We start from the raw sequence: 14,257 nt of genomic DNA on the forward strand, positions 1-14,257 counted from the left end.
GCGCCGGACGCGGATCGGTCCTCCGGTTGACCCCTGCACCTATCCCGCTTCCCTACGCTGGGTTACGTGCAGCGCCTCTATGACTTCCTCCGCAGACACCCGATGTGGGTCGACGGCACCTGGGCCCTCGTCCTCCTCGGGATGTCGCTGGTGGGCGGAGCGGCGGGCGGGTACGGCTCCCCTGCCCTCGCCGTCCCCCTCGCCCTGCTGCTCTGCCTGGTGATCGCGCTGCGCCGCCGGTTCCCGGAGAAGATGCTGCTGCTCGCGACCGGGGTCGGAGTGGCCCAGCTGGTCACCGACGTGGAGATCGGCCCGGCCGACTTCGCCCTGCTGGTGATCGTCTACACGGTCGCGGCGGAGGGCGCGCGCTGGGCCTCCCGCTTCGCGCTGGGCGCCGGCCTGTGCGCGGCCCCGCTGGCCCAGCTGCGCTGGCCGACCGAGGAGACGTCCGCCGTCGGCAACGTCGTGCTGACGGTCTTCATGGCCGTGCCCTTCGCCCTCGCCTGGGTGCTCGGCGACTCCATCCGCACCCGGCGCGCCTACTTCGCCCAGCTGGAGGAGCGTGCCGCCCGCCTGGAGAAGGAGCGCGAGGCGCAGTCCAAGGTCGCCGTCGCCGCCGAACGCGCCCGCATCGCCCGCGAGTTGCACGACGTCGTCGCGCACAACGTCTCGGTCATGGTCGTGCAGGCCGACGGCGCCGCCTACGTCCTCGACGCCGCGCCCGACCAGGCGAAGAAGGCCCTGGAGACCATCTCCTCCACCGGCCGCCAGGCCCTCGCCGAGATGCGCCGCCTGCTCGGCGTGCTGCGCACCGGGGAGCACCAGGAGGCCGGCGAGTACGTGCCGCAGCCCGACGTGCGGCAGATCGAGGACCTCGTCGAGCAGTGCCGCGGCTCCGGGCTGCCCGTCGACTTCAAGGTCGAGGGCACCCCGCGCCCCCTGCCCAGCGGCGTCGAGCTCACCGCGTACCGCATCGTCCAGGAGGCGCTCACCAACACCCGCAAGCACGGTGGGCCCAACGCGGGCGCCAGCGTGCGCCTGGTCTACTTCGACGACGGCCTCGGCCTGCTCGTCGAGGACGACGGCAAGGGCGCCCCGCACGAGCTGTACGAGGAGGGCGGGTACGACGGGCAGGGCCACGGCCTCATCGGCATGCGGGAGCGGGTCGGTATGGTCGGCGGCACCCTGGACGCCGGACCGCGCCCGGGCGGAGGATTCCGCATCAGCGCCCTGCTGCCGCTCAAACCCGCGCACTGACCTCGGCCCGCGCCCCCTCGCTGACACCCGTGACCACCGATATGGAAGAGGCCAGATGACGATCCGCGTGATGCTCGTCGACGATCAGGTGCTGCTGCGCACCGGGTTCCGGATGGTGCTCGCCGCCCAGCCGGACATGGAGGTCGTGGCGGAGGCGGGCGACGGCGTCGAGGCCCTCCAGGTCCTGCGGACGACCGAGGTGGACGTCGTCCTCATGGACGTGCGCATGCCCAAGCTGGACGGTGTGGAGACGACCCGGCGGATCTGCGCGGACACCGACCCGCCCAAGGTGCTCATCCTGACCACGTTCGACCTCGACGAGTACGCCTTCTCCGGGCTGAAGGCGGGCGCCTCCGGCTTCATGCTCAAGGACGTGCCCCCGGGCGAGCTGCTCGCCGCGATCCGGGCCGTGCACAGCGGTGACGCCGTCGTCGCGCCCTCCACCACCCGGCGGCTCCTGGACCGCTTCGCGCCCATGCTGCCGGGCACCCAGCAGCCCCAGCACAAGGAGCTGGAGCGGCTCACCGACCGGGAGCGCGAGGTCATGGTGCTGGTCGCGCAGGGCCTGTCCAACGGCGAGATCGCGGCCCGGTTGGTGCTGTCGGAGGCGACCGTGAAGACCCACGTGGGCCGCATCCTGACCAAGCTGGGCCTCAGGGACCGGGTGCAGGTGGTGGTGCTGGCCTACGAGACCGGGCTGGTGCGGGCCGGCGGACACGGCTGAGCCGCCGGTGGCGGGCGGCTCGCTGTCCTCCGGCCGGCCCGCTATCGGAGGATCCCCTCCAGGAACTCGCTGCCGAGCCGGGCCACCACCGTCACGTCCAGTTGGTGCAGGACGTAGCGCCCGCGGCGGCGGGTGGTGATCAGGCCCGCCTTCTTCAGCACGGCCAGGTGCCGGGATATCTCCGGGGCCGTCATGCCGTGCACCTGCGCCAGCTCGCCGGTGGTGTAGGCGCTGCGGGCGAGATGGCGGCACATGCGCATGCGCACCGGGTGGGACAGCGCGGTCATCCGCAGGGCCAGCTGCTCCAGCGAGGGCGGCGCGGCCAGCTCGGGGGAGCCGACCGGGTAGTGCAGCAGCGGCTGCCAGCCGTGCCGGTGCAGGACCATCAGGTGCGGCCAGCCCAGGCTCGTCGGGACGAGCAGCAGGCCGCCGTCGCCCGTGGCCGTACGGCCCTCGCCCAGCTTGTCGACCGTGATGCGGGCGGCGTCCTCGTCGAGCGTCACCGCCGGGGACACCGCGGCCAGCGCCTCGGCCAGGCCCTTGCGCCTGAGCAGCTCCGTCTTGTGGCGGGCGTCCGCCGCGAGCTGGTGGCGCAGCCGGGACCAGGCCTCCGCGAAGAACGCCTCGTCGCAGTCCTGGAGGAACTGCCGGAGCCAGGCGCGGATCCTGGGCGGGTCGGCCAGCAGCCGCTCGCTGAACCGCAGTTGCTGCGGCCCGCGGGCGGCGGCCAGGTCCAGGGCGCGGCGGCGTATCTCCTCGTCGGCCAGCGCGTCCGGGCCGTGCGAGCAGTACGGCAGCGCGCACGTGAACTCCAGGGCCGCGTCCACGAACTGCTCGTCCGTCAGCTTGTCGAGCAGGTCCAGCTCCTCGGCGAGCGTGCCGCACGGCAGCGTGCTGCCGCCCGGGATGCCGGCGAACGGCATGAACAGGTCCGAGAACGTCGTCCGCCACAGGAAGTCCGCCTCGCACATCCGGTCGGCCAGATGCGGATCGAGCCGGGCCCGCACACCCGTCACCCAGCCCTGCAGGCCCGGGTGGTGGGCCGGCTCGGACAGCGCGTGCAGCGCCATGCCCAGCTCGGCCAGGGGCGAAGGCACGACGGCGACCCTCTCCGGCCGCAGCCCCGCGATGTCGATGCGCACGCTCATGCCCCCATGGTGCACCCCGCCACTGACAACACCCCGTCGATTGACGGGCGTCGTCAATCGACGCGACGCCGCCCTCGGCACGGGCGCACGGTGGATCCACCGGGGCAGCCGCGGAGCCTTCGGACCTCCATCACCCCGTCCCGCAGAGGCGATCCACCATGAGCATCACGCAGCAGTACCTCCTCGACGCCCACCGCGCCCGGTCCCGGGGCGAGCCCGCCCCGCCCGCGCCGGGCGCGCACGACTGGCAGGTCGTACGGGAGTGGCGCGACGAACGGGAGTTCCGGGCGCTCCTGGCGGGCCGCCCGGCCCGCCACCGGTTCCACCGGTTCCGCGACACCCTGAGCCGCTGGGTGCGGCGCCCCACCTGACCCTGTTCCTACCCGGCCCGCTCCGGCAGCCGGGCCACGAATTCCGCCACCGCGCTCTTCACGTCCTCGGCGGTCCACTCCAGTCCGGCGGCCCGCACATGCACCTCCGTGACCGCCAGACCCGGACCGCCCCGGTCCCAGGCGGAGCCGAACAGGACGCAGCCCGTCTCCTCGGCCGCCCGGACCGCCGCCTCCCCGAGGACGTCCGCGTCGTAGGGCAGCCACACCTGGAAGTCGTGGGTGTGCGGCACCTCCGGGTGCACGCGCGCCCACGGCAGCCCGGCGGCGGCGAACCCCTCGCGCAGAGCCGCGGCCACCACGCGCGCGTGGGCGACGTACTCCGGCAGCCGGGGCAGTTCCCGCTCCAGTCCGACCAGCGCCGACAGGGCCGTGGGGAACTGCTGGAAGACCTGGCCGCCGTACCGGTGCCGCCAGGCCTTCGCCTCCTCCACCAGGTCCGCCGGACCGGCGAGGGCCGCGCCGCCGAACGCCTCCAGGGACTTGTAGAACGACACGTAGACGCTGTCGGCTAGGCCCGCGATCTCCTCCAGGGACCGGCCGAGGCGCACGGTCGACTCCCACAGCCGGGCCCCGTCGAAGTGCACCACCGCGTCCCGCTCCCGCGCGGCCCCGACCACCTCGGTGAGCTCCTCCCAGGTGGGCAGCACGAAACCGGCGTCCCTGAGGGGCAGTTCCAGCATCAGCGCCCCGAAGGGCTCCTCGAAGTCGCGCACCTCCGCGGCGGTCGGCAGCCGCGGCTCGCCCGTCACCCGCACCGGGCGCAGGCCGCCGACCTCGCTGAACGCGTTCCGCTCGTGCACCTCCGGGTGGCTGAGCGCGTGCAGGGCCACGGTCGGGTTGCCGGTGCGGCCCGCCCAGCAGCGCAGGGCCACCTGCTGGGCCATGGTGCCCGTCGGGAAGAACGCCGCCGCCTCGGTGCCGAGGAGCGTCGCGACCTTCGTCTCCAGCGCCTCGACGACGCCGTCGCCGTACACGTCCGACAGTTCGTCCAGGTCGTGGACGTCCCCCGCCGCGTCCAGCACCGCCAGCCGCTCCCGCAGGGTCCGGTGGAAACCGAACCGCGCGAACACGCGCCGCGCGCTGCGGTGCGCCGCCAGCCGCCGCTCCCGGATCCCCGCGCCCCGGTCCGGGTCCGCCGCCTGCTCATCGCGTTCCGCCATGTCAGTCATGGCCCGGATCCTCCCCCGCGCGCGTGCCGCCGGGCACCCGCATTTCGAACGCCGTCCGGAAACGCGCACGGGCATGCACACCCTGTGGACAACCGAACGCCCCTCGAACCGATCGCGTTAACATGACGAGAAATCGTCCGGTACCCGGAGCGGACTGGAACGGGAAGGCCGCCGTCGAGTGAACACAACCCCACAGCCAGACCCCAAGGACCGCCCCGCGCGGCTCACCGTCGGCGTCGTCGGCGCCGGCCGCGTGGGACCCGCACTGGCCGCGTCCCTCCAGCTCGCCGGGCACCGCCCGGTCGCCGTCTCCGCGGTCTCCGACGCCTCCCGGCGCCGGGCCGCGCAACTTCTGCCCGACGTGCCGCTGATGCCGCCCGCCGAGGTCCTCCAGCGGTCCGACCTGGTCCTGCTCACGGTCCCGGACGACGCCCTGCCCGACCTGGTCGCGGGCCTCGCCGACACCGGCTCCGTCCGCCCGGGACAGCTGCTCGTCCACACCTCGGGGCGGTACGGCGCGCGGGTCCTCGACCCCGCCCTGCGCGCGGGCGCCCTGCCGCTCGCCCTGCACCCCGCCATGACCTTCACCGGCACGCCCGTGGACGTCCAGCGGCTGGCCGGCTGCTCGTTCGGCGTCACCGCGCCCGAGGAACTGCGCCTGGCCGCGGAGGCCCTCGTCATCGAGATGGGCGGCGAGCCCGAGTGGATCTCCGAGGAGAACCGGCCGCTCTACCACGCCGCCCTCGCGCTCGGCGCCAACCACCTGGTCACCCTGGTCGCCCAGTCCATGGAACTGCTGAGCGCGGCCGGCGTCGCGGCCCCCGACCGGATGCTCGGCCCGCTGCTCGGCGCGGCCCTGGACAACGCCCTGCGCTCCGGCGACGCGGCCCTCACCGGCCCGGTCGCGCGCGGCGACGCGGGCACGGTCGCCGCGCACGTCACGGAGCTGCGCCGGCACGCCCCGCAGACCGTCGCCGGCTACCTGGCGATGGCCCGCGCCACCGCCGACCGGGCCCTGGCCCGCGGCCTGCTCAAGCCCGAGCTCGCCGAGGACCTCCTCGGGGTACTCGCCCACGGGACCGACGGCACCGAAGGGGACGCCCGATGACCACCACCCTGCTGCGCACCGCCGGCGAACTGCACGCACGCGCGCGTACGGGCCGCCGCGCCGTGGTGATGACCATGGGCGCGCTGCACGAGGGCCACGCCACGCTGATCCGCACCGCGCGCCGCCTGGCCGGCCGCGAGGGCGAGGTCGTCGTCACCGTCTTCGTCAACCCGCTGCAGTTCGGCGCGGGCGAGGACCTCGACCGCTATCCGCGCACCCTGGACGCCGACGTCAAGCTCGCCGAACAGTCGGGCGCGGACGTCGTGTTCGCCCCCGCCGTCGACGAGGTCTACCCGGGCGGCGAGCCCCAGGTCCGCATCACCGCCGGCCCCATGGGCGAGCGCCTGGAGGGCTCCTCCCGCCCCGGCCACTTCGACGGCATGCTCACGGTCGTCGCCAAGCTGCTGCACCTCACCCGCCCCGACGTCGCCCTGTACGGCCAGAAGGACGCCCAGCAGCTCGCCCTGATCCGCCGCATGGTGCGGGACCTGAACTTCGGCGTGGAGATCGTCGGCGTCCCCACCGTCCGCGAGGAGGACGGCCTGGCCCTGTCCAGCCGCAACCGCTACCTCTCACCCGCCGAGCGGCGCACCGCCCTCGCGCTGTCCCGGGCCCTGTTCGCGGGCCAGGACCGGCACGCCGCGCAGGAGGCGCTGCGCGCCCGGGCCCGTGAAGTGCCCGCCACACGCGCGCGTGCCGAGGCCCTCAGCGCCATCGGCGAGTCCCGCGCGGCGGCCGACGCGCACGCCGTGGCCACGGCCGTCCCGGGCGGCCCCGCCGCCGTCCGCGCGGCCGCCCGGCAGGTCCTCGACGAGGCCGCCCGCCTCGAACCGCCGCTCGAGCTGGACTACCTCGCCCTGGTCGACCCGTCCGACTTCACCGAGATCGGCGACGACTTCACCGGCGAGGCGGTCCTGGCCGTCGCCGCCCGGGTCGGGACGACCCGGCTGATCGACAACATCCCCCTCACCTTCGGAACCCTCGGAGCCGCCTCGTGACCACCACAGGCATACGACTGCACGCGCCCGCCCCCGGGTGGTCCATCGCCGCGGACGTGGTCGTCGTCGGCTCCGGCGTCGCCGGCCTGACCGCGGCCCTGCGCTGCGAGGCCGCGGGCCTGCGCACCGTCGTGGTCACCAAGGCCCGCCTCGACGACGGCTCCACCCGCTGGGCCCAGGGCGGCATCGCCGCGGCCCTCGGCGAGGGCGACACCCCCGAGCAGCACCTGGACGACACGCTGGTCGCGGGCGCGGGCCTGTGCGACGAGGAAGCGGTCCGCATCCTCGTCACCGAGGGCCCCGACGCCGTCCGCCGCCTCATCGAGACCGGCGCCCAGTTCGACGAGTCCTCCGAGGGCGGCCTGGAACTCACCCGCGAGGGCGGCCACCACCGCCGCCGCATCGCCCACGCCGGCGGCGACGCCACCGGCGCCGAGATCTCCCGCGCCCTGGTCGAGGCGGTACGCGCGCGCGGGATGCGCACCATCGAGAACGCGCTCGTCCTGGACCTCCTCACGGACGCCGAGGGCCACACCGCCGGCGTCACCCTGCACGTCATGGGCGAGGGCCAGCACGACGGCGTCGGAGCGGTCCACGCCCCGGCGGTGGTCCTGGCGACCGGCGGCATGGGCCAGGTCTTCTCCGCGACCACCAACCCCTCGGTCTCGACCGGCGACGGCGTCGCCCTGGCCCTGCGCGCGGGCGCCGAGGTCAGCGACCTGGAGTTCGTCCAGTTCCACCCGACCGTCCTGTTCCTGGGCCAGGACGCCGAGGGCCAGCAGCCCCTGGTCTCCGAGGCCGTGCGCGGCGAGGGCGCCCACCTCGTGGACGCCGACGGCGTGCGCTTCATGCTCGGGCAGCACGAACTCGCCGAACTCGCGCCCCGGGACATCGTCGCCAAGGGCATCCTGCGCCGCATGCAGGAGCAGGACGCCGAGCACATGTACCTCGACGCACGGCACTTCGGCGCCGACATGTGGGAACACCGCTTCCCGACGATCCTGGCCGCCTGCCGCGCCCACGGCATCGACCCGGTCACCGAGCCCATCCCGGTCGCCCCGGCCGCCCACTACGCCTCCGGCGGCGTCCGCACCGACTCCCACGGCCGTACGACCGTGCCCGGCCTGTACGCGTGCGGCGAGGTCGCCTGCACCGGCGTGCACGGCGCCAACCGCCTGGCCTCCAACTCCCTCCTGGAGGGCCTGGTCTACGCCGAGCGCATCGCGACCGACATCGCGGCGGGCGGCCTCCACGCGCGCGTGCCGCAGCCGCTGCCCCACCCGGAGACCCCGGAGCACCCCCTGCAGACCCCGGAGGCCCGCTTCACGATCCAGCGGATCATGACGAACGGGGCCGGTGTCCTGCGCTCGGCGGAGTCCCTCAGCCAGGCCGCCGACCGGCTCCAGCAGCTCCACACCGACGCCCGCGACGCCCTCGCCGAGCACGGCAAGACCGCCGAGCCCGGGGTCGACACCTGGGAGGCCACCAACCTCCTGTGCGTGGCCCGCGTCCTCGTCGCCGCCGCCCTGCTGCGCGAGGAGACCCGGGGCTGCCACTGGCGCGAGGACCGCCCCGAGCGCGACGACACGACCTGGCGCCGCCACATCGTCGTGAAGCTGAACCCCGACCGGACGCTGGCCGTGCACACCACGGACACCACAGACTTCCCTTCGACCACCCCGCCCCAGGCCCCCCAGGAGCAGTGACCGACGTGAGCACCCCCGACCTTCCCCTCGCCCCGTCCGGAGGCTGCGGCGACGGCTGCGCCTGCGGCGCGGACGACGAGGCGTACCTCGAGTGCGGCCTGGACCCCGCGCTCGCCCAGCTCCTGGCCGACGCCGGCCTCGACCCCGTCGAGGTCGAGGACATCGCCAACGTGGCCGTCCAGGAGGACCTGGCCCACGGCGTGGACGTCACGACCGTCGCCACGATCCCCGAGGACGCGGTCGCCACCGCCGACTTCACCGCCCGCGAGGCGGGCGTCGTGGCCGGCCTGCGCATCGCCGAGGCCGTCCTCTCGGTGGTCTGCGAGGAGGAACTGGCGATCGAGCGCCACGCCGAGGACGGCGACCGCGTCGAGGCGGGCCAGAAGCTCCTGTCGGTCACCACCCGCACCCGCGACCTGCTCACGGCCGAGCGCAGCGCGCTGAACATCCTGTGCCGCCTGTCGGGCATCGCGACGGCCACGCGCGCGTGGGCGGACGCCCTGGACGGCACGAAGGCCAGGGTCCGCGACACCCGCAAGACCACCCCCGGCCTGCGCAGCCTGGAGAAGTACGCGGTCCGCTGCGGCGGCGGCGTCAACCACCGCATGTCCCTCTCGGACGCGGCCCTCGTCAAGGACAACCACGTGGTCGCCGCGGGCGGCGTCGCCCAGGCGTTCCAGGCGGTCCGCGAACGCTTCCCGGACGTCCCCATCGAGGTCGAGGTCGACACCCTGCACCAGCTCCGCGAGGTCCTGGAAGCGGGCGCCGACCTGATCCTGCTGGACAACTTCACGCCGGGCGAGTGCGCCGAGGCCGTCGCGATCGTCGAGGGCCGCGCCGCCCTGGAGGCCTCCGGCCGCCTCACCCTCGACAACGCCAAGGCCTACGCCGACACGGGCGTCGACTACCTGGCCGTCGGGGCCCTCACCCACTCCTCGCCGATCCTGGACATCGGCCTGGACCTGCGGCCGGCGGAGTAGGGGGCGGGTACGGGCCATGCTGCTGACGATCGACGTAGGAAACACCCACACCGTCCTCGGCCTGTTCGACGGCGAGGACATCGTCGAACACTGGCGCATCTCCACGGACGCGCGCCGCACCGCCGACGAGCTGGCGGTCCTCCTCCAGGGCCTGATGGGCATGCACCCGCTCCTCGGCGACGAACTGGGCGACGGCATCGACGGCATCGCCATCTGCGCCACCGTCCCCTCGGTCCTGCACGAACTGCGCGAGGTGACGCGCCGCTACTACGGCGACGTCCCCGCGGTCCTCGTCGAACCGGGCGTCAAGACGGGCGTCCCGATCCTCATGGACAACCCCAAGGAGGTCGGCGCGGACCGCATCATCAACGCGGTGGCGGCGGTCGAGCTCTACGGCGGCCCCGCGATCGTCGTCGACTTCGGCACGGCGACGACGTTCGACGCGGTCAGCGCGCGCGGCGAGTACGTCGGCGGCGTCATCGCGCCCGGCATCGAGATCTCCGTCGAGGCCCTCGGCGTCCGCGGCGCCCAGCTCCGCAAGATCGAGGTGGCCCGGCCGCGCAGCGTCATCGGCAAGAACACGGTCGAGGCGATGCAGTCCGGCATCATCTACGGCTTCGCCGGCCAGGTCGACGGCGTCGTCAACCGCGTGGCCCGCGAACTGGCCGAGGACCCCGACGACGTCACCGTCATCGCGACGGGCGGCCTGGCTCCGATGGTCCTGGGCGAGTCGTCGGTCATCGACGAGCACGAGCCATGGCTGACGCTGATCGGCCTGCGGCTGGTGTACGAGCGGAACGTGTCGCGCATGTGAGCGGTGCGGGGTGTGGCACCGGCGGCCGCCCACCCGAGTGGTCCCCCACGCCACACCCGCCCCCTATGTCGAAATTGTCTGATTAGCGCGTATCGTCGCCGCATGCCCACGCCATACGGATCCCGCGGCGGCATGGCGTTCGGCGTGGAGGAGCTGCGTGTGCTCCGCCGCGCTCTCGCCCTCGCCCTCCACCCCACCTCCGCCTCGTCCGACGACGTCCAGGACTGCCTCCGCCTCGCAGAGTCGCTCGACGAGGCGATGCGGGAGGGAGCCCGGCTGCGTGCCTTCCTCGTGGCCGACCTCGGCCGGTACCGCGCCGCCCTCCCCGGCACCGTCGCCGGCTACCTCGCGCTCCTGGACGAGGCCCTGGGTGCCGGATACCGCCCTGATGCCGACGACCTCGCCGCCCTGCGCGCCCTGCGCGGCAACCCCGCCGCGGCGGCCCTCCTGGACCGCTGCGCGGCCGCCCGCCTCGCCGGCCCCGTGGCCGCCCCCACCGTCCCCGCCTCCCGCACCCGCCTCCACGCCCTCCCCGGAGGCCGCTCGGGAGTCCGGAGCCCCGCCATGGACACCCCCGAGAAGCAGCCCGAGAAGAAGCCCGAACGCAAGCCGGCGGCCCCGAAGCCCAGCCCCAAGCCCGCCCCGGCCCCCGCCCCGGGCACACCGAAGCCCAGCCGCCCGATTCCCACCCCGGGCGAGGTCTTCCCGCGCCGCAAGCCCGCCCCGCCGCCCCCGGCGAACCCCCAGCAGCTCGCCGCGGGCTGACGTGGCTACCCTGGTTCCATGGACTACGTCTCCGCGCTCCTGCCCCCGGTCGTCATGGCCGTCTTCTTCATCGGCGTGATCCGGGTGATCGTGAAGACACAGGGCGGCGCCAACAAGGCCAAGGAGGACGCGGCCGTCGACGCCGCCCTCGCCCGCGCGGAGGGTGCCCCCGGGTCCGCCGCGACCAGCCCCAAGGCAGACGCCTGACCCCACCCCGCCGACGGCGTACGACTCCGCGAGGCCGCCCTGCCGCAGCCCGCGCTTTCGAGTCGTACGCCCTTTTTGTTCCCGTTCGCCGGTGAAGCGCACGTCCGCCACGCCATTACCGAGATCTCCCACTATTGTTCTGAGCTGTGCCTCGCCCATTGGGAGAACTCGAAGACGCGGTCATGTCGCGGGTCTGGAAGTGGAACCGCCCCGTGACCGTTCGAGAAGTCCTGGAAGATCTTCAGAAGGAGCGGTCCATCGCCTACACCACGGTGATGACCGTTTTGGACAATCTCCATCAGAAGGGCTGGGTGCGCCGCGAGGCCGAAGGCCGCGCCTATCGATATGAGGCGGTCTCCACACGCGCCGCCTACGCCGCCGCCCTGATGAACGACGCCTGGTCGCAGAGCGACAACCCCGCCGCCGCTCTCGTCGCCTTCTTCGGCATGATGAGCGAGGAACAGCGCCAGGCTCTCAGCGATGCCGTACGCATCGTCCAGGGCCCGGAAACCCAAGAACCGACCGAACCGTCGGAATCCGCTCGCCCGCCGGAACAGCCGGAACGCGCGGAACCCGCGGAACGCGCCGAACCCGCGGAAGGCATGGAAGGCCGCACGCCCGCAGCAGAAGGCCACACACCCGCAGAAGCCGGGGAAGGCTCCCCGCAGAACCCCGCCTCCGCTCAGGACCGCGACGGGCGATAGCGTCCGCTCATGCCCGCGAAGAGCCCCGAAGCCACCGCAAAAGCCATCACCGTCCGCCGGGCCCGCACCAGCGATGTCCCGGCCGTGCGCCGCCTCCTCGACGCCTACGTCCGCGGCGGCATCCTGCTCGACAAAGCGACGGTGACGCTTTACGAGGACATCCAGGAGTTCTGGGTCGCGGAACGCGACGACAACGCCGAGGTCGTCGGCTGCGGCGCCCTGCACGTGATGTGGGAAGACCTCGCGGAAGTCCGCACTCTCGCGGTGAAGCCCGGCCTGAAGGGCGCGGGCGTCGGACACCGGTTGCTGGAGAAGTTGCTGCACACCGCCCGCTGGCTCGGCGTTCGACGCGTTTTCTGCCTGACCTTCGAAGTCGACTTCTTCAGCAAGCACGGCTTCGTGGAGATCGGCGAGACCCCCGTCGACACGGATGTCTACGCGGAGCTGCTGCGTTCCTATGACGAGGGCGTCGCGGAGTTCCTCGGTCTCGAACGAGTGAAACCGAACACCTTGGGCAACAGCCGGATGCTTCTGCATCTGTGATCGCCGGGACGGACACAACAGGACGGACACAAGACGACCACAAGCCCCGCCTGAAGGCGGTCGCAAGTCAGTCGCAAGAGTGTCCGCCCGGTTCGTCAAGACATATTCCGCGGCACCGCCCCTGCCCCGGTGCCCTATGTCCGAAACGCGCACGTTTCCGGGCGGAGGGAGGGCTACCGGTCTCTGCCGGGGGTTTGTGTTTTTCCGGCAAAAGCGGTTTGCTTTCCGAGGTACTGCAGTACTGCATATAACAGGGGACGGCGATACGGCGGACGCCGGCACACCCCGGCCCTGAAGATATCGATGAAAGGAAATCCGGTGGCACAGAAGGTTCAGGTCCTTCTTGTCGACGACCTCGACGGTGGCGAGGCGGACGAGACCGTGACGTTCGCGCTGGACGGCAAGACGTACGAGATCGATCTCACCACTGCCAATGCGGACAAGCTCCGCGGCCTTCTCGAGCCTTACGTGAAGGGCGGTCGTCGTACCGGAGGCCGTGCTTCGGGCGGGCGCGGAAAGGCGCGCGCGGCTTCGAGCGGCAGCCAGGACACCGCGGCCATCCGCGCCTGGGCGAAGGAGAACGGCTACGAGGTCAACGACCGCGGCCGTGTTCCCGCGACCATCCGCGAGGCCTACGAGAAGGCCAACGGCTGAACAGCGGCACTACCGACCCTGCGCACGCAAGGCCGGTGGCTGGGCGCACGCGCGCCGCAGCCGGATCCGGTGGCACCACGTGGCCACCGTGTCCACCAGCCGTACGAGATCCGGGGCGTCCCCAGCGCCCCCCAAGGCCGACAGCGTCGGCAGCGAGGCCTCGACCTCGCACCCCGGCTCGGGGGGCCGCAGCCACACAGCGGCCCCCTGGGAACCGAGTCGGCCACTTCCGGGACGCTCGGTCGTCAGGCCGCTCCCAGGACGCTCGCCCGCCCCGGTCGGCAGTGGCGCGTCCATGAAGCCCTGCGGGCCGATCGCCCCCAGGTCGAGCGCGAGGTCTCCCCACTCCAGCCACTCCAGCAGCCCGGGCAGCTCCTCGGCGCTGCCCGCGGCCACCAGCAGCAGCATCCGGTCGCCTCGCACGGCCACCGGAGAAGCCCGTCCCAGCCGCCGCAGCGCGGCGTGGCCCGCCTCGGCCGGCACGTCGAGGACGTCGAAGCGCACCCCCACCGCCAGCCGCAGCGGATCGCCGGGCACCGTCGGCCAGCCCAGCTCGTTCTCGTACCACCGCCGCAGCCGCCCGCTCGCGGCGGGACGCACCGGGCCGGGTGGCCGGCGGGGGAGCGGGACGGCCCGGGACGCGGACGGGAGCACGGGGGGAGGGGCGCCGAACATGCCAAGCGCAACCGCCGGAAGGACGTGCGGGTTACGCTGACGGAACGCTGCGTAGTGGAATGAGTGCACAGAGTGGCGAAAGGGGGGCGCGAGAGGGGTGCGCGGAGGCGCAAGGTTGTTCGCCCGTAGCGGAGGGAACGGGGGCGCTCGGCATGGACTTCCGGTCCGTGCGGGTAAGACATCCCTAGTGGGAGGGGGCGACACGCAGGAAAGGACGTCTCACGTTCGCCATCGGCGTACTGGCGAGTGGGGTATCTGCCTGGCCTGCGGGAACATCGTCTCGCACCATCGGGTTGGAGCAGATGTCGGCGTTCGGGGTCAGGAGGCCAAGGACGGTGTCGGCAGTTGGAATGAGCGGTCCCCGCTTGCGGGACTAAGCTGCGGAAGGACAGGGAGGGGAAGTTCCCCCCACT

16 protein-coding genes are annotated in these 14,257 nt (G+C 73.2%); 13 read left to right on the forward strand and 3 right to left on the reverse strand.

Annotated elements, in window-relative coordinates:
• The first annotated feature begins 66 nt into the window (after window positions 1-66).
• Together C1703_RS22460 and C1703_RS22465 are read left to right on the forward strand one after the other, a co-directional pair.
• A complete protein-coding gene (locus tag C1703_RS22460; protein ID WP_114254571.1) occupies window positions 67-1,257 on the forward strand; it encodes a sensor histidine kinase in 1,191 nt (396 codons plus the stop codon).
• A 55-nt stretch (window positions 1,258-1,312) separates the two neighbouring features.
• Entirely contained in the window at window positions 1,313-1,981 is a 669-nt protein-coding gene (locus C1703_RS22465; RefSeq protein ID WP_031115876.1) for a response regulator transcription factor, read from the forward strand.
• Between the two features lie 41 nt (window positions 1,982-2,022).
• Here the strand turns inward: C1703_RS22465 and C1703_RS22470 are convergent, their stop codons facing one another.
• Window positions 2,023-3,129, reverse strand: a complete 1,107-nt coding sequence (locus C1703_RS22470; protein ID WP_114254572.1) for a DUF5937 family protein — start codon at window positions 3,127-3,129, stop codon at window positions 2,023-2,025.
• Window positions 3,130-3,287: 158 nt separating this feature from the next.
• On the opposite strand from C1703_RS22470, the gene C1703_RS22475 reads away from it, so the two are divergent.
• The gene (locus tag C1703_RS22475) at window positions 3,288-3,500 is read left to right on the forward strand and encodes a hypothetical protein (RefSeq protein WP_114254573.1); all 213 of its coding nucleotides are present in this window, start codon (window positions 3,288-3,290) and stop codon (window positions 3,498-3,500) included.
• A gap of 8 nt (window positions 3,501-3,508) precedes the next feature.
• Here C1703_RS22475 and C1703_RS22480 read toward each other — a convergent pair whose 3' ends face one another.
• Entirely contained in the window at window positions 3,509-4,681 is a 1,173-nt protein-coding gene (locus C1703_RS22480) for a beta-eliminating lyase-related protein (protein ID WP_198678437.1), read from the reverse strand.
• Between the two features lie 187 nt (window positions 4,682-4,868).
• Here C1703_RS22480 and C1703_RS22485 point away from each other — a divergent pair, with 187 nt between their 5' ends.
• The 10 genes from C1703_RS22485 to C1703_RS22530 all read left to right on the forward strand — a co-directional run bounded on the left by C1703_RS22485 (window position 4,869) and on the right by C1703_RS22530 (window position 13,169).
• A complete protein-coding gene (locus tag C1703_RS22485) occupies window positions 4,869-5,798 on the forward strand; it encodes a DUF2520 domain-containing protein (RefSeq protein ID WP_114254575.1) in 930 nt (309 codons plus the stop codon).
• Window positions 5,795-6,796, forward strand: a complete 1,002-nt coding sequence (panC, locus tag C1703_RS22490; protein ID WP_114254576.1) for a pantoate--beta-alanine ligase — start codon at window positions 5,795-5,797, stop codon at window positions 6,794-6,796. Before C1703_RS22485 ends, panC begins: the two co-directional genes overlap by 4 nt.
• On the forward strand, window positions 6,793-8,502 hold the full coding sequence (locus C1703_RS22495) for an L-aspartate oxidase (protein WP_114254577.1): 1,710 nt from the start codon (window positions 6,793-6,795) through the stop codon (window positions 8,500-8,502). The genes panC and C1703_RS22495 overlap by 4 nt, the downstream gene beginning before the upstream one ends.
• Window positions 8,503-8,507: 5 nt before the next feature.
• Complete coding sequence (nadC, locus tag C1703_RS22500) at window positions 8,508-9,482, forward strand: carboxylating nicotinate-nucleotide diphosphorylase (RefSeq protein WP_114257540.1); 975 nt, start codon at window positions 8,508-8,510, stop codon at window positions 9,480-9,482.
• A 16-nt stretch (window positions 9,483-9,498) separates the two neighbouring features.
• A complete protein-coding gene (locus tag C1703_RS22505; RefSeq protein WP_031115868.1) occupies window positions 9,499-10,296 on the forward strand; it encodes a type III pantothenate kinase in 798 nt (265 codons plus the stop codon).
• Window positions 10,297-10,428: 132 nt separating this feature from the next.
• Window positions 10,429-11,061 (forward strand): hypothetical protein, encoded by a 633-nt coding sequence (locus C1703_RS22510; RefSeq protein WP_198678438.1) that lies wholly within the window; start codon window positions 10,429-10,431, stop codon window positions 11,059-11,061.
• Between the two features lie 18 nt (window positions 11,062-11,079).
• Window positions 11,080-11,268 (forward strand): hypothetical protein, encoded by a 189-nt coding sequence (locus C1703_RS22515; protein WP_114254579.1) that lies wholly within the window; start codon window positions 11,080-11,082, stop codon window positions 11,266-11,268.
• Window positions 11,269-11,414: 146 nt separating this feature from the next.
• Complete coding sequence (locus tag C1703_RS22520) at window positions 11,415-11,972, forward strand: BlaI/MecI/CopY family transcriptional regulator (RefSeq protein WP_114254580.1); 558 nt, start codon at window positions 11,415-11,417, stop codon at window positions 11,970-11,972.
• Between the two features lie 9 nt (window positions 11,973-11,981).
• Window positions 11,982-12,515, forward strand: coding sequence for an amino-acid N-acetyltransferase (locus C1703_RS22525; RefSeq protein ID WP_114254581.1), 534 nt, complete (start codon window positions 11,982-11,984; stop codon window positions 12,513-12,515).
• A gap of 318 nt (window positions 12,516-12,833) precedes the next feature.
• On the forward strand, window positions 12,834-13,169 hold the full coding sequence (locus C1703_RS22530; protein WP_010048839.1) for an Lsr2 family protein: 336 nt from the start codon (window positions 12,834-12,836) through the stop codon (window positions 13,167-13,169).
• A gap of 9 nt (window positions 13,170-13,178) precedes the next feature.
• On the opposite strand, the gene C1703_RS22535 is transcribed toward C1703_RS22530, so the two are convergent.
• On the reverse strand, window positions 13,179-13,844 hold the full coding sequence (locus C1703_RS22535; protein WP_114254582.1) for an SCO3374 family protein: 666 nt from the start codon (window positions 13,842-13,844) through the stop codon (window positions 13,179-13,181).
• Between the last annotated feature and the right edge of the window lie 413 nt (window positions 13,845-14,257).

It is taken from the genome of Streptomyces sp. Go-475, assembly GCF_003330845.1.
Classification (GTDB): domain Bacteria; phylum Actinomycetota; class Actinomycetes; order Streptomycetales; family Streptomycetaceae; genus Streptomyces.

Coding starts and splice junctions, on each gene's coding strand:
- C1703_RS22475 (WP_114254573.1), top strand. CDS start 3,288: ATGAGCATCACGCAGCAGTACCTCCTCGACGCCCACCGCGCCCGGTCC.
- C1703_RS22505 (WP_031115868.1), top strand. CDS start 9,499: ATGCTGCTGACGATCGACGTAGGAAACACCCACACCGTCCTCGGCCTG.
- C1703_RS22465 (WP_031115876.1), top strand. CDS start 1,313: ATGACGATCCGCGTGATGCTCGTCGACGATCAGGTGCTGCTGCGCACC.
- C1703_RS22525 (WP_114254581.1), top strand. CDS start 11,982: ATGCCCGCGAAGAGCCCCGAAGCCACCGCAAAAGCCATCACCGTCCGC.
- C1703_RS22535 (WP_114254582.1), bottom strand. CDS start 13,844: ATGTTCGGCGCCCCTCCCCCCGTGCTCCCGTCCGCGTCCCGGGCCGTC.
- panC (WP_114254576.1), top strand. CDS start 5,795: ATGACCACCACCCTGCTGCGCACCGCCGGCGAACTGCACGCACGCGCG.
- C1703_RS22480 (WP_198678437.1), bottom strand. CDS start 4,681: ATGGCGGAACGCGATGAGCAGGCGGCGGACCCGGACCGGGGCGCGGGG.
- C1703_RS22510 (WP_198678438.1), top strand. CDS start 10,429: ATGGCGTTCGGCGTGGAGGAGCTGCGTGTGCTCCGCCGCGCTCTCGCC.
- C1703_RS22470 (WP_114254572.1), bottom strand. CDS start 3,129: ATGAGCGTGCGCATCGACATCGCGGGGCTGCGGCCGGAGAGGGTCGCC.
- C1703_RS22515 (WP_114254579.1), top strand. CDS start 11,080: ATGGACTACGTCTCCGCGCTCCTGCCCCCGGTCGTCATGGCCGTCTTC.